General features: G+C 36.4%; 17 protein-coding genes and 1 pseudogene. 9 read left to right on the plus strand and 9 right to left on the minus strand.

Annotation, left to right across the window (positions count from 1 at the left end; all coding sequences use genetic code 11):
* The first annotated feature begins 11 nt into the window (after window positions 1-11).
* Entirely contained in the window at window positions 12-1,148 is a 1,137-nt protein-coding gene (locus IQ283_RS22510) for a sensor histidine kinase (protein WP_194222400.1), read from the plus strand.
* On the plus strand, window positions 1,145-1,744 hold the full coding sequence (locus IQ283_RS22515; RefSeq protein WP_194222401.1) for a response regulator transcription factor: 600 nt from the start codon (window positions 1,145-1,147) through the stop codon (window positions 1,742-1,744). The genes IQ283_RS22510 and IQ283_RS22515 overlap by 4 nt, the downstream gene beginning before the upstream one ends.
* Window positions 1,745-1,760: 16 nt before the next feature.
* Here the strand turns inward: IQ283_RS22515 and IQ283_RS22520 are convergent, their stop codons facing one another.
* The gene (locus tag IQ283_RS22520) at window positions 1,761-2,651 is read right to left on the minus strand and encodes a LysR family transcriptional regulator (protein WP_194222402.1); all 891 of its coding nucleotides are present in this window, start codon (window positions 2,649-2,651) and stop codon (window positions 1,761-1,763) included.
* Between the two features lie 115 nt (window positions 2,652-2,766).
* Here IQ283_RS22520 and IQ283_RS22525 point away from each other — a divergent pair, with 115 nt between their 5' ends.
* Window positions 2,767-3,516 (plus strand): SDR family NAD(P)-dependent oxidoreductase, encoded by a 750-nt coding sequence (locus IQ283_RS22525; protein WP_194222403.1) that lies wholly within the window; start codon window positions 2,767-2,769, stop codon window positions 3,514-3,516.
* 232 nt (window positions 3,517-3,748) lie between these two features.
* Window positions 3,749-3,835: pseudogene (locus tag IQ283_RS24450) on the plus strand (YjcZ family sporulation protein); the annotation flags it as partial.
* Between the two features lie 138 nt (window positions 3,836-3,973).
* Here IQ283_RS24450 and IQ283_RS22535 read toward each other — a convergent pair.
* Together IQ283_RS22535 and IQ283_RS22540 are read right to left on the minus strand one after the other, a co-directional pair.
* The gene (locus IQ283_RS22535; protein ID WP_194222404.1) at window positions 3,974-4,624 is read right to left on the minus strand and encodes an SDR family oxidoreductase; all 651 of its coding nucleotides are present in this window, start codon (window positions 4,622-4,624) and stop codon (window positions 3,974-3,976) included.
* A gap of 109 nt (window positions 4,625-4,733) precedes the next feature.
* A complete protein-coding gene (locus tag IQ283_RS22540) occupies window positions 4,734-6,038 on the minus strand; it encodes an aldehyde dehydrogenase (RefSeq protein ID WP_194222405.1) in 1,305 nt (434 codons plus the stop codon).
* Window positions 6,039-6,296: 258 nt separating this feature from the next.
* Between IQ283_RS22540 and IQ283_RS22545 the strand changes: the two genes are divergently transcribed.
* On the plus strand, window positions 6,297-7,121 hold the full coding sequence (locus IQ283_RS22545; protein WP_194222406.1) for a Cof-type HAD-IIB family hydrolase: 825 nt from the start codon (window positions 6,297-6,299) through the stop codon (window positions 7,119-7,121).
* A 302-nt stretch (window positions 7,122-7,423) separates the two neighbouring features.
* Window positions 7,424-9,661 (plus strand): catalase/peroxidase HPI, encoded by a 2,238-nt coding sequence (gene katG / locus IQ283_RS22550; protein ID WP_194222407.1) that lies wholly within the window; start codon window positions 7,424-7,426, stop codon window positions 9,659-9,661.
* Between the two features lie 99 nt (window positions 9,662-9,760).
* Here katG and IQ283_RS22555 read toward each other — a convergent pair whose 3' ends face one another.
* The 4 genes from IQ283_RS22555 to IQ283_RS22570 form a co-directional block, all read right to left on the minus strand.
* On the minus strand, window positions 9,761-10,072 hold the full coding sequence (locus IQ283_RS22555; RefSeq protein WP_194222408.1) for an iron-sulfur cluster biosynthesis family protein: 312 nt from the start codon (window positions 10,070-10,072) through the stop codon (window positions 9,761-9,763).
* Between the two features lie 340 nt (window positions 10,073-10,412).
* Window positions 10,413-14,345, minus strand: a complete 3,933-nt coding sequence (locus tag IQ283_RS22560; RefSeq protein ID WP_194222409.1) for an ATP-binding protein — start codon at window positions 14,343-14,345, stop codon at window positions 10,413-10,415.
* 566 nt (window positions 14,346-14,911) lie between these two features.
* Entirely contained in the window at window positions 14,912-15,403 is a 492-nt protein-coding gene (locus tag IQ283_RS22565) for a hypothetical protein (protein ID WP_194222410.1), read from the minus strand.
* 50 nt (window positions 15,404-15,453) lie between these two features.
* Window positions 15,454-16,017, minus strand: a complete 564-nt coding sequence (locus IQ283_RS22570; RefSeq protein ID WP_194222411.1) for a hypothetical protein — start codon at window positions 16,015-16,017, stop codon at window positions 15,454-15,456.
* A gap of 338 nt (window positions 16,018-16,355) precedes the next feature.
* Between IQ283_RS22570 and IQ283_RS22575 the strand changes: the two genes are divergently transcribed.
* Genes IQ283_RS22575 through IQ283_RS22585 form a run of 3 tightly spaced genes read left to right on the plus strand, consistent with a single transcriptional unit; the run spans window position 16,356 to window position 18,040 of the window.
* Window positions 16,356-17,126, plus strand: coding sequence for a rolling circle replication-associated protein (locus IQ283_RS22575; RefSeq protein ID WP_194222412.1), 771 nt, complete (start codon window positions 16,356-16,358; stop codon window positions 17,124-17,126).
* Window positions 17,116-17,307: a helix-turn-helix domain-containing protein gene (locus IQ283_RS22580; RefSeq protein ID WP_322098516.1), complete on the plus strand. Its 192-nt coding sequence runs from the start codon at window positions 17,116-17,118 to the stop codon at window positions 17,305-17,307. Before IQ283_RS22575 ends, IQ283_RS22580 begins: the two co-directional genes overlap by 11 nt.
* Entirely contained in the window at window positions 17,297-18,040 is a 744-nt protein-coding gene (locus IQ283_RS22585; protein ID WP_194222414.1) for a hypothetical protein, read from the plus strand. Before IQ283_RS22580 ends, IQ283_RS22585 begins: the two co-directional genes overlap by 11 nt.
* Before the next feature lie 315 nt (window positions 18,041-18,355).
* Here the strand turns inward: IQ283_RS22585 and IQ283_RS22590 are convergent, their stop codons facing one another.
* Together IQ283_RS22590 and IQ283_RS22595 are read right to left on the minus strand one after the other, a co-directional pair.
* Window positions 18,356-19,273 carry a hypothetical protein gene (locus tag IQ283_RS22590; protein WP_194222415.1) on the minus strand — a complete coding sequence of 306 codons (918 nt, stop codon included), beginning with the start codon at window positions 19,271-19,273 and terminating at the stop codon, window positions 18,356-18,358.
* A 444-nt stretch (window positions 19,274-19,717) separates the two neighbouring features.
* Window positions 19,718-20,359 carry a serine/threonine protein kinase gene (locus IQ283_RS22595; protein WP_194222416.1) on the minus strand — a complete coding sequence of 214 codons (642 nt, stop codon included), beginning with the start codon at window positions 20,357-20,359 and terminating at the stop codon, window positions 19,718-19,720.
* Between the last annotated feature and the right edge of the window lie 25 nt (window positions 20,360-20,384).

Consider the following 20,384-nt stretch of genomic DNA (forward strand, 5'->3'; position numbering starts at 1 on the left):
AGGAGATCCCTATGCAAAGCTGGTATCATATCATTCCTAAGAACACTGGGATCAGTTCTTACGTTTGGATTATTTTTTGTTTCCTACCCTTCTTTTTTATATTCCGATCTTCATCGGTTATAGAAATAACAATTGGTATCTTCGTCATTCTTTTATTTTTCTTATCCTATCGATTATCTTTCATATCAAATAGTAAATTAGTCTATTTATGGGTCAGCATTGAAATGGCCATAAGTATTGTGATGACGATCTTATTCGGTTATGTCTACTTCGCTCTGTTTTTAGCGTTTTTCATTGGTAGCATCGAAAATAAAGCAGGTTTTCTAACACTCTATATTGTTCATCTCACAACGACGATAGCTGCAACAGTCATTATATTCTTCACTCACGATGATACATTACTACCACAGCTCCCATTTATTTTCATCTGTGTGCTTGGAGTGGCTCTGCTTCCTTTTACCATTCGCTATCGAAACAAACAGCACCGCTTGGAGCAACAACTCCAAAACGCGAATGAGAAAATTTCGCAGCTGATGGTGATTGAAGAAAGAGAACGGATTGCGAGAGATTTACATGATACACTCGGGCAAAAACTATCGATGATCGGACTTAAAAGTGATTTAGCTAGAAAGCTAATTCCTGTTAAGCCTGATGCTGCTATTAATGAAATTCATGATATTCGACAAACAGCCAGAACCGCTCTAAAAGAAGTACGTGAAATGGTATCGAATATGCGTGGAGCCAGAGTTGAAGACGAGCTTTTACGCGTACAACAAATTTTACAGGCCGCAGAGATGGAATTTCATTTTGAAGGTAATCAACAACTTGAGAATACACCGTTACTCGTAGAAAATGTCTTAAGCATGTGTCTCAAAGAAGCTGTGACGAATATCGTCAAGCACAGTAACGCTTCATGGTGCAGAGTTCTGATTGAACAATCTCCAACAGATGTCCTCATTCAAGTCGAAGATAACGGTGATGGCATCCCAGAAGGAACAACTTCATTCAAAGGACACGGACTACAGGGAATGAGGGAGCGACTAGAATTCGTAAACGGCTCTCTTGATATTAATTCTTCAACAGGAACAACTTTAAATATTCGTGTACCAAATGTGATTCAACAAAAAGAACAGGAGGGATCGGTGTGATACGCATCGTGCTTGCGGAGGATCAGCGTATGCTACTTGGGGCGCTTGGCTCCTTACTCGATCTAGAAGAAGGAATGGAAGTTGTCGGTCAGGCGACGAATGGTGAAGAAGCGATTTCTTTAGTAAAAGAATTACAGCCAGACATTTGTATTATGGACATTGAAATGCCACTTAAAAGCGGACTTGATGCAGCTGAAGAATTAAGCAGTCATTCATGTAAAATCATTATACTAACAACCTTTGCTCGTGCTGGTTATTTCGAACGTGCTCGTAAAGCTGGCGTTAGTGGCTATCTTCTGAAGGATAGTCCGAGTGATGAGCTCGCAAGCTCGATTCGAAAGATCATTGAGGGTCAGAGGATTTTCTCGCCTGAGTTAGTGGATCTAGCTTTCGGTAATGAAAATCCGCTAACAGAACGTGAGAAGCAAGTCATTCAGTTAATGGCTGATGGTAAAAACACAAAAGACATTTCAAGTGAACTTTACATTACCCCTGGAACGGTTCGTAATTATATTTCTGTCATTCTGGATAAATTAGAAGTAACAAATCGAATTGAAGCGATATCGCGATTTAAGGAAAAGGGCTGGTTCAAGTAATGAACCGGTCCTTTTTTTAGAAATGTTTTTTTATGTTAGTTACAAACTCTTTTCCTACTCGAGTTGCTTGTCCTTCTCGATGACGAACAAGGGCAAGATACACCCTTTCATACTCCCCTTCTTCGATCTCTACCATGACGATATCACGTTCTCTTAGTTGCTGATTGCTAAAAGAATAATCAATCCCAAGAGTAACAGCCATCCCACGCTTTACTGCATTTTTTATCGCATCCGTATTGTTTGTAGTAAATAAGATATCAGGCGATCCATATTTTGATAGCGTTTCCGTGACGTATTGATCAATGTAATCATCATCATAAAGCACAAGCGTTTCATAAATAAGATCTTCTGGCTTAACTGTTCTTTTTTTAGCTAAAGGGGATTCCTTTCTCACACCTACTACCATTTTTCCGTCCCTTATTTTTTCAAAAGAAAGCATCTTGTGGTTTTGAATAAGTCGATCTGATATTAAAATGAGTCCTAGATCAAGATGTTGCTCATACACATCCTCCATTATTTTCACTGGCCCGTTTTCATATATCTCAAGCTTCACATTTGGGTACGATCTTTTAAAAACAGACACTACCTCTACCAACAGATGAATTGGGCCTGGGATGGTAGCAATTTTTAATTCCCCACTCAGCGTATCTAATTGACGGTTTACTTCTTCCTTCAGTTCATCTACCTTAGTTAGTACTTCCCTTGCCTTCAATACAATCTTCTCCCCTTCTGAAGTTAGTACCGCTCCCGCTCGATTACGAATGAATACTTTTAGTCCAATTTCATTCTCTACCTTACTAATCGACTGACTTATGGCTGATAAGCTCACATGCAGTTCATTCGCTGCCTTTGATAGTGATCCCGTGTTTGCGACTGTTACAATATACTCCATTTGCTCTACATTCATTTCCTCTACCACCTTAAGCATTGCTTAACTAAGTATAACGATAACTAAATTTTTATTAAACCTCAGCAATGATAAACTGAAAATAAGAAATACGATTAGGGAAGAGGTATTATTTATGACAGCAAAAAGAGTAGTAGTCATTACTGGTGGTGCAAGTGGAATTGGAAGACAAACATGTTTGAAGTTCGCTCGAAAAGGAGATCAAGTCGTTGTCGCGGATTTTGATGAAGCAAGAGGAACAGAAACTGTTGATTTAATCGAAGCAGAAGGTGGCGTTGCTCTCTTCGTTAAGACAGACGTTTCTCGTTATGAAGAAGTCGAAGCGCTTATTGAAAAAACCGTTGATCAGTTTGGAACTATTGACGTGATGTTCAACAACGCTGGAATTGGTCGTCCTACACCACTTCCAGAGTTTTCTTTAGAAGATTATCATAAAGTGATCGATATTAACCAGCACGGCGTCGCTTATGGAATCATGGCTACCGCTAAAAAGATGAAAGAATTGAATGTGAAAGGCGTCATCATCAATACAACCTCAGTCTTTGGTGTTCTCGCCTCTCCTGCTACTTTCGCATATCATGCAACTAAAGGGGCCGTTAACATGATGACAAAATCAGCTGCTCTTGATTTGGCGCCATATGGCATTCGCGTTGTAGGTGTTGCTCCAGGTGTTGTCGATACGCCAATCGTCCAAGGATATCGTGATAAAGGGTTAATTGATGGAATGAAAGCAAAAGTAATCGGCAATAAACTAACAGATCCAGAGCAATTAGCTGATGCTGTTTATCTTCTTTCATTAAAAGAAGCAAGTGCGATTAACGGCAGTGTCGTAATGGCTGATGAAGGGTATGCTTCATTTAAATAGCGCTATTTAAAGCCTGCTTAAGAAAAGCAGAGTTTTTCTTAAGCGGGCTTTCTAACGATTTACCTAACTTTTTTAAAACTAGTCCAACACCTAATCACTATCTCCTTCTCCTTCATACACTAAAGAAGATCCTATGAAAGGAGATGATTTCATGAGTTATGGTTACGGATGTGGAAACCAGGTTGGCGGCGCTGGATACGGCGGTTGCGGAAACCAGGTTGGTGGTGCTCGTTACGGGAATGGCTTTGCGCTAATCGTTGTTTTGTTCATTCTTCTTATCATCGTTGGCGCTGCGTTTGTTAACGGAAAAGATTGCTAATACTTCATCAAAACCATCGGGGAGACTCCCTGATGGTTTTTTTCTCTCTTCCTTTAATAAAAAGAGTCAAACAAAGCCCCTTGCGTGTGAACAAGGGGCTTTGTTTCATACAACTTCTATTCAAAGATTACATTTCACTTAAAGTGAATTGATGCTTTCTTTAATTAGCTGATTTCCCGTCACGACTTGAAATTCCTTACCAATCGTCGCATCATTTTCGAGTGTCGCTACGATAACACTCGCAACATCTTCACGAGGAATTTCATTTCTTTCTACTCTAGTAGCGGCATTGACCTTACCGATTCCCTGATCATTCGTTAGGGCACCCGGGTGGATGATCGTATAGTCTAAATCCGTTGCTCGCAACCATTCATCTGCATAGTGCTTCGCTGCTACATAAGGTGAAAATGAAGATGGGGCAGACTGAATCGCTTCTCGCGTTGTATCATAAGAACTGATCATCACAAAACGTTTTACCCCAGCTTCTTTCGCTGCTTCAATTGTTTTTACAGCTCCATCTAGATCAACTAACATCGTTTTATCAGCACCAGTATTTGGACCAGAACCTGCCGTAAAGACGATCGCATCGACACCTTCAGCCGCTTTCGCAATAGCGTTAACGTCTTCTTCTAAATCAACTACAGCGGTTTCTGCCCCTAAATCTTTAAAGTAAGAGGCCTGCTCTTCTTTACGAATCATCACTTTCGCTTCTAGATCATCATGCTCTTTAATAATGGAAGTTATATGCTTCCCAATCTGACCGTTTGCTCCAACAATAAGTACTTTCATTCTAGACACCCTTTCTACGTATAGTAACCTATTAAACAAAACTGCTAATGTTATCTACTTACGTCATATACCCTTTATGAAGTGTCATAAAGCATGAGAATATGCTTTTTTATTTATTCGAGCGTTTCAAAATGCTCTTAAAGTGTGTGAACGTATCAAAGCTTGCCTGCCCATGATAAGCTCCCATACCACTATTCCCTACTCCGCCAAATGGAAGATAGTGAGATGTCATATGATTAATCGTATCGTTAATCGCCCCACCACCAAATGAAATAGTGTTTAACACTTCATCTTGTACAGCTTCCTCATCAGAAAAAAGATATAAAGCAAGTGGTTTTGGACGATCTACAATAGCATTGATCGCTTCTGATAATTCATCGTATACGATGACAGGTAGAATTGGTCCAAAGATTTCATCTTGCATCACAGGATCTTCCCAAGAAATATTGTCTAAGATTGTAGGCTCAATAAAGAGGCGAGATTTGTCTGACTTGCCTCCAATTACTAAATCACCATTATCCAAAAACTTTTGTAGACGATCAAAATGACGTTCACTCACGACATGTGGAAAATCATGATTTTCTGAGACGTTCTCTCCATATGTGTTTGTAATCGTTTCTTGCATCTTAGCAATCAATTGATCTTTGACTTTACGGTTTACAAGAAGATAATCTGGCGCTACACATGTTTGTCCCGCATTTGCGAATTTCCCGCGCGCAATACGTGCTGCAGCTTCGTCTAAGTTAGCATCCTCATGCACAATCGCTGGACTTTTACCACCTAACTCAAGGGTAACAGGCGTTAAGTGCTTCGCCGCTGCCTCTGCTACAATTTTCCCGACTCCTGTACTACCAGTGAAGAAGATGTAATCAAACTTCTCTTTTAGAAGAGCCGTGCTCGTTTCCACTTCCCCTTCAACGACACGCAAATATTCTTTAGGGAAATTCTCATTAATCATCTTGGCTAAAAGACTAGAAGTGTGGGGTGTTAACTCAGAAGGCTTTAATACAGCGCAGTTCCCAGCCGCAATGGCTCCTGCTAATGGCGCAACGGCAAGTTGAACCGGATAGTTCCATGGTGCTATCACAAGTGCTGATCCATAAGGTTCAGCAACAATAAAACTTGTGGCGCCTGCATGGGTTGATGGTGTCTCCACTTCTTTTGGAGCGGACCAAGAAGATAAATTCTCAATCATAAAGTTAATTTCGCCCAACACAAGTCCAATCTCTGCACGCTTTGTTTCTACTTCAGGTTTATTCAGATCAGCTTTTAAAGCGGCAATAATATCCTGTTCATGCGACGTCATAAGCTCTTTTAATTTCGTTAATGTATCGATACGAAACGACACGTCTTTTGTTTTTCCACTTTGGAAAAATGACTGTTGCTTCGCTGTAAGTTCTTGATAGTTTTCCAATGTATATTCTCCTTTGATTCGTTTAAACATTTTAAAATATATAAATCAGCTTGCGAATAATCTTTAAGCTGAATGATGTGATCAAAGATACTCCTCAATAAGAAGATGGTCAATTGATTTGCTTCGAAACCCTTTTACTACAAATGAACTACTAATCTGCAAATTCATTACTTTTTTCCATTTTACGAACCCTTCCCCCTTTTCACCTGAATTCTAGTAAAATGGTAAAGGAAACTAGTAAGGAGATGAAAATCACATATGTCATATAAAATGATTGTATTAGATTTAGACGATACATTGCTCAATGCTGATCAAATGATTTCTGCTCGAAGTAAAGAGGCTCTTATGCAAGCTCAGCAAGAAGGAAACAAAGTCGTGCTTGCGTCTGGACGCCCAACATTCGGAATGGTCCCATATGCCGAGGAGCTTCTTCTCGCAGACTATGGGAGTTATATTCTTTCTTTTAATGGCGGAAAGATTATTAACTGTCATTCCAAAAAAGATTTCTTCAGTCAGACATTATCTGTCGAGGCTGTTCAACGACTTTATGAAATCAGTCTTCGAGAGAACGTCTATATTCACACGTACGTCGGGAATGAAATTATTACCGCCGAAGAAAATCCCTACACAACAATTGAGTCTGATCTAACAGGTCTACCTATCACTGTCGTCGATTCGTTTATTGATAGTGTCACAGAACCGGTTGTAAAAGTTCTGATGGTTGGTGAACCGGAGCACCTGAAGAAAGTGGAAACCAAACTTCAAGCCGAGTTAGGTGAAGAATTCAGCGTGATGCGTTCCAAGCCTTACTTTCTCGAGTTTACTGATAAAGGGATTACGAAAGGCACGAGCATCGAGAAGCTTATTAACGAGCTCGATGTTAAACGAGAAGAAGTCATTGCAGTTGGTGACAGCTACAATGATCAAGAAATGATTGAATTTGCGGGCCTCGGTGTTGCAATGGGTAATGCTCCCGATGACATCAAAAAGATTTCCGACTATATTGCAGATACGAACGAGAATGATGGTGTCGCAAAAGTGGTTGAAAAGTTTCTTTTGAAGGGTCAGCTTATAACAAAATAAGTTACTAAAAAGAGAGGCGGGGATTACCGCCTCTCTTTTCTGTTATTTGATGTGCCATAAACTGTTTTTTGAAAGAGGTAAACTCGTAATGGAATCGAAAATATATAGTAAGTGGATAAATAAACCCGAAACAAGGGTGGCTCCTTCATTTTCATTAATTGTAACCGCTTTATAATACGTGGTATTAAAATTATTTTGTGAAAATTAGTGCATAACTCTTCCAAAATGATTATTAATTTATTATAATTATAATCTAATAGAGGTTATAATTAATTTTCTTAAATTCGGAAGGAGATTGAAATATGGATAAAAACGAAATGCATGACAGCCAAGCTGGGAAGTGCCCTGTCTCTCACGGCCAAACAAAGGAAGATAGCGCCATCACCACAACTAAAGTGAAGACTACAAATAAAGACTGGTGGCCGAACCAGTTAAACTTGCAACTACTTCAACAGCACGACCGCAAAAGCAACCCAATGGGGGAAGACTTTGACTATGCTGAAGAATTTAAAAAGCTGGACTATTACGCACTGAAGCAGGATCTTCGTGACTTAATGACAGACAGCCAGGACTGGTGGCCAGCTGATTACGGCCATTACGGCCCTCTCTTTATCCGTATGTCATGGCACGCAGCCGGTACATATCGTACTGGTGACGGACGTGGCGGCGGCGCTACAGGTTCACAGCGCTTTGCACCACTGAACAGCTGGCCAGATAACGCGAGCCTTGATAAAGCACGTCGTCTCCTTTGGCCAATTAAGCAAAAGTACGGAAATAAGATTTCTTGGGCTGACCTACTCGTCATCACTGGTAACGTTGCGCTTGAATCAATGGGCTTGAACACATTTGGTTTTGCAGGCGGACGCGAAGACGTGTGGCATCCAGAAGAGGATATCTATTGGGGTACCGAGAAAGAGTGGCTCGGTGACAACCGTTATTCAGGCGACCGCGAGCTCGAAAGTCCGCTAGCTGCTGTTCAAATGGGACTTATCTATGTAAATCCAGAAGGACCAAATGGCGAACCAGATCCGCTAGGAAGTGCACGTGACATTCGTGAAACATTTGCCCGCATGGGAATGAATGATGAAGAAACAGTTGCCTTGATTGCTGGTGGTCACACGTTTGGTAAAGGGCACGGAGCAGGAGACGCTGAAGCTAACGTTGGAGCGGCACCGGAAGCTGCTGATATTGAAGAACAGGGACTCGGTTGGAAGAACTCTTACGGAAGTGGTAAAGGTCGCGACACAATTACAAGTGGTGTAGACGGCGCATGGACTGCTAATCCAACAAAATGGGATAACGGATACTATGACTTACTATTCGGATATGAGTGGGAATTAACGAAAAGCCCTGCAGGTGCACACCAATGGAAGCCAGTTAATCCTAAACCAGAGGACCTTGCACCTGATGCTGAAGATCCTTCAATCAAAGTGAATACTATGATGACAACAGCAGATATGGCGCTTCGTGAAGATGAAATTTATGAAAAGATTTCACGTCGCTTCCACGAGGATATCGAATATTTCGCTGATCAATTTGCACGTGCATGGTTCAAATTGCTTCACCGTGACATGGGACCGAAAGAAAGATACCTTGGCCCTGAAGTACCACAGGAAGATTTGATCTGGCAGGACCCGATCCCGAATGTGGATTACGAATTGACTGCTGCTGAAGTTGAAAACCTGAAAGCTAAAATCCTCGACTCCGGATTAAGTGTCAGCGAGCTTGTGACAACAGCTTGGGCTTCTGCAAGTACGTATCGCGGCTCTGATTATCGCGGTGGTGCTAATGGTGCGCGTATCCGCTTAGAACCACAAAAGAACTGGGATGTAAATGAACCAGAACAATTATCAAAAGTCCTATCCGTATATGAGAAAATCCAAAGCAAACTTGATAAAAAAGTTAGCCTTGCTGACTTGATTGTTCTTGGAGGTAGTGCAGCTGTAGAAAGAGCGGCAAAAGATGCTGGTGTTGACGTTACTGTTCCATTCGCACCAGGACGCGGGGATGCAACGCAAGAGCAAACAGATGTTGAAAGCTTTGACGTATTAGAGCCAATGGCTGACGGATTCCGCAACTATCAGAAGAAGGAATACACGTTAAGTCCTGAGGAACTTCTAGTCGACAAGTCACAGCTGCTCGGTCTAACTGCTCCTGAAATGACCGTTCTTATTGGTGGTATGCGCGTACTCGGGACAAACCACAAGGGTATGAAGCATGGCGTGTTCACTGATCGCGTTGGTACACTAACAAACGACTTCTTTGTAAACCTACTCGACATGGGAATTGAATGGAAGCCAGCTGACTTCAATGAATACGAAGGACGCGACCGTAAAACAGGCGAACTTGTCCGCACTGCTTCACGCGTTGACCTCGTCTTCGGTTCAAACTCCATCCTCCGTGCTTACGCAGAAGTCTATGCACAAGAGGACAATAAAGAGAAATTCGTGCGCGACTTTGTGTCGGCATGGGTGAAGATTATGAATGCCGATCGTTTTGATCTGAAAACGAGTAAGGATAAGATGGCGTCTAACGCATAATAAATCATAAAAGCACCATCTCAAACGCTTAGAAGTGTTTGAGATGGTGCTTTTTTCGGTCATCTTTCAATTCCTGATGTTTTCACTCGTAAATCTAACTTATTTTTCTAATGGCAAACGAGAACTGAGAATCTCACTTTTGCTTTTTAACATATATGCATTTCTTTTACTAGAGTAGTCAATGATCATATCTTCTTTGAAAAAGGATTCGTGCTTAACTCCTAAAACCACAGGCTTATAATTAGTCTCTACCAACTTCTCACCTGTCTGTGTTTCCTTGGAAGACAAAACTTTAAATGTGATCCAATCCGCACCAATACTACATCCACCTAAACTAGGATTAAGCTGAAAAGCTACGTAATCCTCTGTATTTAACTGTTCAATTGCAGCGTCCGTAAACGTAATAGTCAAGATCCTCACTCCTTCAAGAATACAATAATGCTTCACGCCTAAACCATATCACACCACTATATGCGATTCAATTTAATTGCACTCTATTCGATTGCACAAAATACATTCTCAACAGTCATTACAATTATAAAGACGTATCTTCCTATAAATCGACCTCTTTATTGCAACTAATTAAAACCCCACCTTAACTCTGGAGTTAAGGTGGGGTTTAGTGAAGTTTATTATAGCTCCAGTACGGCTACGCACTCGACGTGCGTGGAGTACTGAAGGTAGATAAGAGAATAATAATTAGATGATGTAGTTTTGTTCACCTTAAAAAAATATAATTTCGTTTTCTAATTCAATCTTTTTGGTATAAGGAAACCCAGTCGTTTATTACGTCAGCATGTTGCAAATCATAAAACTCAACTATATCTTTCTTTTTTTTACGCCCTTCTTCTGTGATTTTTTTACTTGCTTGGTTGATAGACTCTATTAAATCACTTAAAGGAATTACCTCATATTTTCTGGAGAAGAAGTTTTCAACTAAAGTATTAGTTAAGTTTAGTCTAGGAGATTCAATAGAATAAACTTTCTCAATCACTGTATACATATCCTTAATATAAGAGTTAACGTCTTCCTCAATATTATTAAGGATACTGTCGCTACTCATAACCATGTTTATTAATATATTATCAGCAGTTAATTGTGGTAAAATTTCCTTTTCGAAAAACTCCATATGAAAAATTTCATAAATTTCATTGAAATAAGTAAATGCTTCAACTTCTTTAACGACATCATTTATATAGTATGACTTTTTTTCATTATTAATATTGTTAAAAAAGACACTCCATAAATCTTTGATGTCTGGTCCATTATTGGAAATGCATTGTACTTTTAATTCACTAAACAAATAATCACTTAAACAATTGTCCTTATATGATATGATGTTCTCCCATACTTCTAAAACTTGAATTCTTTGTTCATCTCTGAAAGCACCATTAATAAACCGATCAACAAAATTTGATAAGGCGACTTTGAAACTCGGATGTTCTGGTATTTCAAGAAGACGTAATAACATTTCAGGCCATCTTGTACCTCTAGGGTGATGATATCCGAGCCACCACAAAGGTTGTGGATTACCAATAAATACTCTCAAACAATCAGTGAGTAACTCTACTGGAAAATAATCAATAACTTTAATGATTTCTTCTTCGAATATCTTTTCTTTGCCTAAAACAATAGAAGAAATTATTTCTGGAACCTTGGTTCTAGTTAAGCATACAGCCTTTAACCATCTAACATCTTCTCTATTACTTTGTAATAATGAGATTATTTTTTGTTTTTCTCCATCACTTAAAGTAGTCCACTTGTCGACAAATTCAGATAGTGCAACAGTAATAAAATTAGTATCCTCTTGGCTTAGAATTCTCTCCGAAATTCGTTGTCTTTCACTGGGCTCTGTTTTTTTTAATAAAAAATCAGAAACTGCATAACCAGACTCATGTAATAACCTATTGGGTAAATTTTTCTCTATCCAATATAACCAAGACTCTGCAATTTTTACAACGGCGCTAGAATCTATATACTCTACCGACTTGATAACTGTATTAAATAAGTCGGATTCATTTAAAGATACAAAATTGTTGGGAACTGTCTGCAAAAATATAGGGAATAATTCACTCCACACACTCCACAACTCTTTTGTTTGATCTTCATTTAAACTGCTCCGATCAATATAATCTCTACCGAAATCATCACCAAAATCTATCAAGAATCTACTAGTGTTAGCAGCTACAATCTTATTGGACATTGCCTGAGTCATATAATTCATTAAATAAGCCTTATGTTCACAATTAAAGCTATTCCAACCTCTCATTGCTCCCCTAATAGCTTGGTACACCACGTTCGGATGTTCATCACTAAAAACTATATCAATATGCTGCTTGCTATCACTGAAATACCTAGCTACCGTGAAAGCAATTTTCGATCTAATAAAGGATTCTTTATATGAAAGTAATTGTGCTATTAATCTTAAATTTTTATCTTCTTCTTCGAATAAAAATTCATTTGATGCAATCTTCCACGCTTCTTCAGAACTTACGTTTTTTGATTCGTGAGGCTGTATTAATTTATTAGCTATATTTTCAACATCATTATTATCGTGATTTCTTAGCAAATCATCCAGATAATCGACAAAACTAGTTGAGTTTGAAACCTCTAACCAGGGCTCACCTTCTTGCCAGAACACCCTGCTGTTTTTTATATCATTGTGTTTTATAAAGTCATATACAACTTTTTGCAAATCATTACTTTGGTTGTCGATAATTGAAAGAAGAAAAATAAGTCCCGAATCTCTAATAGAAGGAAAGATAGAATTTAATGACTTAATCGCCAAAGATATTAGCTCATCCTTAAACACCTGGTTTGATGAATAATTAGAGAACAATTTTTCTATTTGCTTAGTATACATAAATGCCGTTTTAGGCTCTAAACATCCTATCCCCTTAGATAGAATATGAACTATTTGACCCAGTTGTGATCTTCTCTGATGTTTGATTACATATTTTGATGCCTCATAGTAAGTTGGATGTGTGAATAATATATTGTCATCAACAACAGTTACGTATCCATTTATTTCCATATCTTCTAAATGCTCTAATATCCAGTCTGGTAGTTTTGCATCAGAAGTATACTCAGGAAAAGAGGGACTGCTTTTTTTACCAGGAAAATCCATCATTTGGTAATCTTCTTTTAGTATCACTAAGCTTGGTTGATCTTCTGAATTAGATAATACATGGGTAAGTTCTTTAAATTTAATCGCTTGTGTAGTATCAGAGCCTAAGCCCAATGCCATGAGTACTTTATTAAATTCATTTGATTTTGTGTTGAAGTACATTCCCAGCGTATGTGCATCAACTGTAGCTAACTGAACCAAATCTTCAAAGTCTTTTTGTATTAACTCTGATTTATCCCGAAATGCTAAATGCCTTAGTTGCCCAGGTTGTAATAGATTGTTAGAATGTAACTCATTAAGATTTTTTTTCACTAGCTCAGCTACTTCAGTAGAAATATTTTTTTCCAAACAATATGCATTCCATACATTTTGTATAAATTGGTGATCTTGGACCGTTAAATCTGTCCATTCATTCCCTTCTAACATCCATTCATGAGGATTATCTGTATTTTTGAGTCTCCTAAGCAACTCTTTTTTACTTGTAACGATAATTTTTCTGTTTGGTCCCAAATTTTCAATCAATTGGGATAGTGTACTCCATACTTCATAAAAGTTGTCTTCTAATTCTACCTGACCAAATGGATCTTCAATAACACATAATCTCTCTTCTAAAGAATTTTGCATGAGAAAACGCCGCGCTTCTTTAATATCCGACTCTATTAAACAATTATACCCTGAGTATTGTAATTCCTTTGCAATTCTTCTAGCCAAATGAGTTTTTCCACAAAATGAAATGCCCGTAAGAAGGAGTACATTTCTTTCTTCTAAAAGTTTTATTGCTTCTTCTATTCCTTCTCTGTCTACGTTAACTGGATTTAAGTAAATTTGATTACCCTTGTATCTATCAAGGAGTTGTAAAATTGACGGAATTACATCTTCACGCAAATCTCTTGCGACTTTAACTAGATCTATTAGCTCTATTAAAACACTTTTCGCTTTATTTAGTGGTACAAAGTATTTCTTGTTCATTAATTCAATACATTTATTAGTAAGTGTTTCTTCGCTTAGCATCTCCCAGACCAAAATTCTTTTACAAATACTACGCAAAACACCACTATGGTTTCTAAAGTAATTCGCCTGTATAGAAGAATACATAGCACGTTTTTCTCTTAAAGGAGTACTTTTATCATTATTTTCTTCTAAATAATCAGGGATACTATTTAAAAGTCCATTGTTGATTGAACCTCTGTTCAAGTAAATATTGTCTGTTAAAAAGGGCCGAACTATATCTGTGCCTCTCGCTCTTGTTATAAATAAAACAGACCTAGAGACATCAGTCTTTAATCTATCAATAAGGTTGTTTTCTGATAATCTGTCGGGAAAATGATTTAACCACGAAGTAAGCTCTTTAAGAGTTAGATCCGCTTGTGTACTCTTTACTTGGATCTCAACTGTATTTTTCTGCCCATCTTCAACAATAATTAGCTCAGCATCTTCACCACCCTTTTTCTCTACAATTAGTTCAATATTATCTTTTTCGAGATTAGATAGTGCAATATACACTGTTGCTAAATATTGATATTCATATCCTTGTACACCTGATATTTCAACTGACAATCAATTACCTCCTTAATCGCCGGAAACATTGATTATTGGCTAAACCTCCTCAGGTTGAACCTAAAGGTGAAAAACCCAATTCTGCTAAGACTTGGGTTATCTTCCTCACAAAGTATCCGGCTGACACGCTAGCCTTCGTTTAGTTTTATTATACTTTTCTGCCTTAATAAGTGTCCTTCTTTCTTGTCCATATTCCTATAAAACCAATAAGGAAACAAAAGGGATACCAACACTATTTATTGTACCAATAAATTCTTTATGATCCATAAAATTCATATAAAGTCTTCGAATTATACTATTTAAATATTATAAACAAAACTTATGATAAAGGCAGATTTCTAAAAATGTCCGTCTTTTACATAACATAGTGATTGAAGAAACAGAGTCTACTACTATTTTCATAAATCCTCGCTGCTTCTTATAAAACACTTGTCTCCTCTACTTTTTAAATCGGTATTTATGTATTCTAATGGAAGTGATAAGTTTTTAAACTTTCAATTTTTAACTCAAAGAGACTCTGAGGTTCATAGCACTTTACTCTTAGAAACTTTTATGAGCAAAACTCTTTATTCAGTTAGTTTTTCTATTTGCATTTTCCCGAATAATACATACTCTGCCTTAACAGATATAATCTGTTCCTTTCCAAACCGAAAACAAGCTACCTCAATACAAGTTTTCTCTATATTTTTTACTACACCTTGCCTTTCTGTGAAATTTATTAAATATATTTTTACCAAGTCACCTACCTTTAAAAAATCCTGTTTAAATTTATAAAATGTTCTTACTGGATATTCCTTAAATTCATTCATCCTTAAATTCGACTTTGTTACTACGTCACTATATGCTAGAGGTTCAATCTCTATTAACCCTTCTGTAACTTCATTTACAGCAATAGGGCTAGTGGTAATTTCTCCATCTTCTTTGACAAATACAACTTTTATAGAATTATTTCTATAATCACAAATTAAACAATCCCTATATTCAGAACCATATCTTACTCTAATGGGCATCCTTATATATAAGTATCTGTAATCAAATATATGAAATTTCTCCAACATATAATTGCTTCACTTCTCTTCATGAAAGTAGTGTTATGACTTTAAATCTTTCAAGATTTATTTAGCGATTTTCTAGCTGCATTGTGTGCTGCTTTATAAAAAGGGTTATATCTTTTTAAATCCCCACTCATCGTTTCTATCTGTAAGCTAATACTTTTGTGTTTCTGTTCGAAATCCTCCCACAAGAATAAAACTTCTGTTGCAACCTCATTAATCATGTCAATACTAGTAAGTTTATTATCTACCTTTAACCTATCTACGATTACGCAATCACTATATACCTCTATTTTAACGGGGGTGATTTTTTTATTTATCACTAACTTATCGAGTTCTTTTATTGCTAAAGCAATTGACTGAAGTTCGGCATAAACAATGTGTGTTTTCATAATCTTATTATAATGCTTTTTGGATCTCACTTTTACATCGCCTTGCCCCACTATACAAATGCCAAGGCCAAACACTCCTTGAAAATTAAGCTCTGATGCATCAACAAAAACTTTAATAACAGTTTCATCATCAACCATATTCTTTGCCCTTATTTTTGCTTCCTCTGGTGGCTTTATCGAATCGTTAATTAAGTATTGCTTCGTATTAATTTTCTTATGTCCTCTCATATCCACACCTCCTATTATCACCTTCCAATATTTACAATAAAGTAGTAATGCATTACATTCTAGTGATATTTGAAGAAATTTAACGGAATAACGAACAATTTTTAACTATAGAAGAAATTCAATTTGGTTACCATCCCATATAACCTCGAAATCACCCAGACCAATTATGGCCGTCCTGTACTCTTTAGAACACTAAAAGGTACAATAAATGCATGGTAATTACCTGAAGCAAAAGGGGTTTATAGCAGTTCATTTTAAATCAATTGATTTAAATAAACTTGATAAATAGTGATTAATTTGACGAAATTCAGTCACCTCAAATCTGAAAGGACATGAACATGAAATCTTCTTACTCAAAAGCAATCATTAGCAACAACTTTGTAGAAGTCATTCAACAAGCATATTCACCTAACATTAAAAGAACTTCTTTAGGAGGACGTAAGCCTACCTCAAAGCAATCCATGGAAAATTTTGAAGCAAATATCAAGGTAAGCATTAACCGTGCAAGGAAGAGAATTCGTAGATTGTTAGAGTGTAACTTTACCGAGCAATATGCTTTTATCACACTTACATTTAAACCTACAAATGAGTTTGACCTTACCGATATTAACACTTGTAACAAGCTATTTAGAGTTTTCAAGAAACGTCTCACTTACTACCTTAAAAAAAATAGGCACAGCAAATTTACTTACTTAGGCGTTACTGAGTTTCACAATGAACAGGGCAACATCCATTATCATCTAGTTTGCAATCTAATTGAGATTTCAACTAAAACTCTAGAAAACATTTGGTCATATGGTTTTGTTAGTAAAATGGTATCTGATTCTCGTCCTACTGATAATGAGAAGATTGCTTCTTATTTAAACAAGGGCATAGCTGACAAGAGACTTAACGGACACGATAGATATTTGAAATCACATAAACTTAAACAGCCAGATATTTACGAGCTCGAAAATATAGCTGATTTTTATGCTCACCTTGATAAATGCATACCAAGTTTTAAACATGGTGACACATATTACTCCCCATATACAGGTGAGACAAAATACGAGCAATACTATTTAGAAAACGCAAAGGAGCTAATCGACTATGTACAGGATGCTGGATAATTACCCAGATGTTTTAAATGTTTCAGACGTCCAAAGAGTTCTAGGGATAGGGAGAAAGCAGGCATATGAGCTAGTACACTCTGGAAACTTTCATGTAATAAACATTGGGAAACGAATTAAAGTCTCAAAAAGCGTTCTAATTAAATGGATTGAAGGGGAGAAAAACAATCATGCCAACTAAAACAAAGCTAATTGATTGTGGAAGTAAAATATTTGTTTATGATTATCAAACTAAAAGAACTTTGAAGAACTCAAGAATTGAATCTAAGAGTGAGGATAAAGAGGTGATTAACTTAAAGCATTTGTTATTAAGAAATTTTGTTGATGATAGATTGCTCACAACATTCGATTTAAAACTATCAATAAATCACTATAATGACATTGAAAATAGATTGGAGACCTTCTGTGACCACATAAGAAGTTTAAGTGGTCATTCTAAAATTAAATACCTAGCTACAGTTGAACTTCCTTCTAATAATTTTGAAACAGATGCTTATGTAAAACTAATAACTGACGTAGAAATATATGAGTTAGAACAAGGTGATAATATGGGTGAAGAGGATAATGAAGAACATTTCGAAGAATACTTCGATGACCTATGGGGCGATGAGGTTTTAGTAGATGTGCACAATTTCAATGAACTAGTAGATATATTCACTACAGCTTACAAAACCTCTATTTCATCTCCATACTTCAAGGAGACTTACAATGTAATCTTCCGTAATAAACTTAAAAAGCCTAAAATATATCTCGATGAAAATGCTGAGAAATATATTGCAAAACATAATGTACTTAGTTACCCAACTGTGCATTCAACAGAAATTTATAATGATAGAGATGGGTTCGTTACTATCAATGAATACTCACTTGAGACCATGTCTGCTGCGGACGACATTGATCTTGATTGGTTCTAGAAACTAAGCAATATTACCCAAGGTTTTATCAAAGAAATTCTATATCCTCTTAAAGAAAACCTTAACTACTCCAAATACTTTATTTGCAAAAAAAAAAATATATATCTAAGAGTAGAGAACCTCTGTTATGTAATGTATAAACTTTTTATTCAAAAAGCCACATCTCAATCCTTAGTGGATCAAGTTGTGGCTTTTTTATACTGTACTTAATCCGCTAATTTTCTGATAAGTACTTTTTTTATTTCTTGGTACACTTTTTTATTAACAACATTCAACCAAGAACCTATTTCTATTTTGTATAAGGAGCAGTTAATATTAACGTGATGTTAGTGCTCTTTTTTTAATCTCTAATACTATATCTAAATCTGTTTTGTTATTTTCTAAACTAACGTCCATAAAAACTTCCTTGCCGGTAGTTAAGAAATTGTTATAACCTTCTAGTAAAAGCCTATAGTATTTATTAATTTCTTCATTACTGAGTTCAACACCAACATATCCAGTTCCAGCTATAAAGCTCTCTAATCTTACAGCCGACTTATATAACTTCCTATCTTTGAACGGAATTAATTTTAGGGATGGCTTCAATTCATCTGTTAAAATTATGCAGGTATTGTGGACATCTTTTCCCTTTTTAAAAACCTCTTTAATCATACTCTTATTTAAAAAGTCTAATTCATCATACGGAGTAACGTTTTCTGACAAAAACTCCAATGATTGAATAATCCTATAATCCCCTTGTGGTTGCTGTTTTAAATAACTTAAAAACTTATTTCTATCTTGATCATCCATAAAAAGTTGTTTACAACCTAGAAAGTTTCTAGACCAAGTAGTACCGTCATCTAGAAAATCACGTACTTCATTGGAAAACACCTCATCAGGATTTAATGAGCAAGTAACTAGGATATTGTGATGTTGATAAATTGACAAAAAGGTTTTCAGATTTTCTTTCTGATCTTCATTTAAATTGACACTTTCAAACAGACCATCTAAAACAAATATATTCTTTTTTTCAAGATAATATGAAGGTTGGTTTATTATATCACTAATATGTATGTATTCAGTTTGAAGTCCTCTTGCATTTAATGCTGTTAAAAAATCTTCTGATAGACGTGTTAGTTCTTTCGGTTTGCTTCCAAAGAGGATAACTCTTTCAGGTTTTTCAAAAAAAACCAAGTTCTCAAGAAAAGTTAAAGCACGATTATTTTTATTGTTTTTTTTAATTCCTAAGAACATTTTCATCTCCTCCTTTTAATGAAAAACACAATATTTTAATATCGAGCTACTAAATAACCTACCTTACATTTATTACAGTGATACTTTGGTATTGATTTATTATATATACGTCTGGTTATCATATCAAAGCTAGGAGTATTACTGTCATAATTCTCAAAAGCTTCGTCCCATTCGCTATTGTATTCTAGTTTCCCCTCACATAGAGAGCATTGATTATTCAAGTTATCGGTTTCAACTTTAATCATATTCATTTCAGTTCCTCCCTCAGATTTAAAATACACACGTATTATACCACATTATTCCAAATGATATTTCCGATTTTATTCTGCTGAGTAACTAATATAGTCATAAAGTTTGGGTGAACTTTATATCAAAACTCTAAAAGAATAATAAATTAATAAAAACGCCTACCTCTTTTGAGATAAGCGTTAAACTTAGATGAAATTATTTTTTGTCCTGCTCATTTAAATACATAACTACTTCCTTAATATGATTTCTAAAAGCTTCCGGTGACATTGTACTATGTCGACCATCATATGTCCTTGAATTTTTATTATATAAAGAAGCCTTAGAAAAAATTGCCAACGATCCACTTAAATACCTTCCAATTAATCTCGCTTCTTTTGGAAGACGTTCGCCATCGAAATAGCCCTCATCCCAATAAGCCCTCTCGATATATTCTCCAGGTGATATTTCAACAAGTTCCTCTTCGTCATAAAATAATTCTTCATAAACACCAGATGACTTTAGTGTCTCTGACTCTAGTAAAAAATATGCCCATTCATAATCAGCGTTAGGAAACCATTGAAAAGTTAGCTTCTTAGGTTTTAAAACGTGAGCAATTCCTCCTAAGTCTAGCTCAATACATTGACTTTCATTTGAAAAAGAACAACCATGCAAATCCAATCCTCCACCATTTGGTAAAAAGGTATGGTTTAGAGCCTCATACTCACCTACAAAATTTAATACTTTTACAATTGAAGCTTTATCATACCACTCCTTACTAACTGGTACTTCACCTTCAAATAAGTTTTGAATCATGTCTTTCCATTTAGGTAATTGCTCGTCTCTAAACTCATCCTTCATAATAATCCTCCTAAAAATAATTTCG

The sequence above is a fragment of the Pseudalkalibacillus hwajinpoensis genome (genome assembly GCF_015234585.1).
Lineage (GTDB): Bacteria > Bacillota > Bacilli > Bacillales > Guptibacillaceae > Guptibacillus > Guptibacillus hwajinpoensis_B.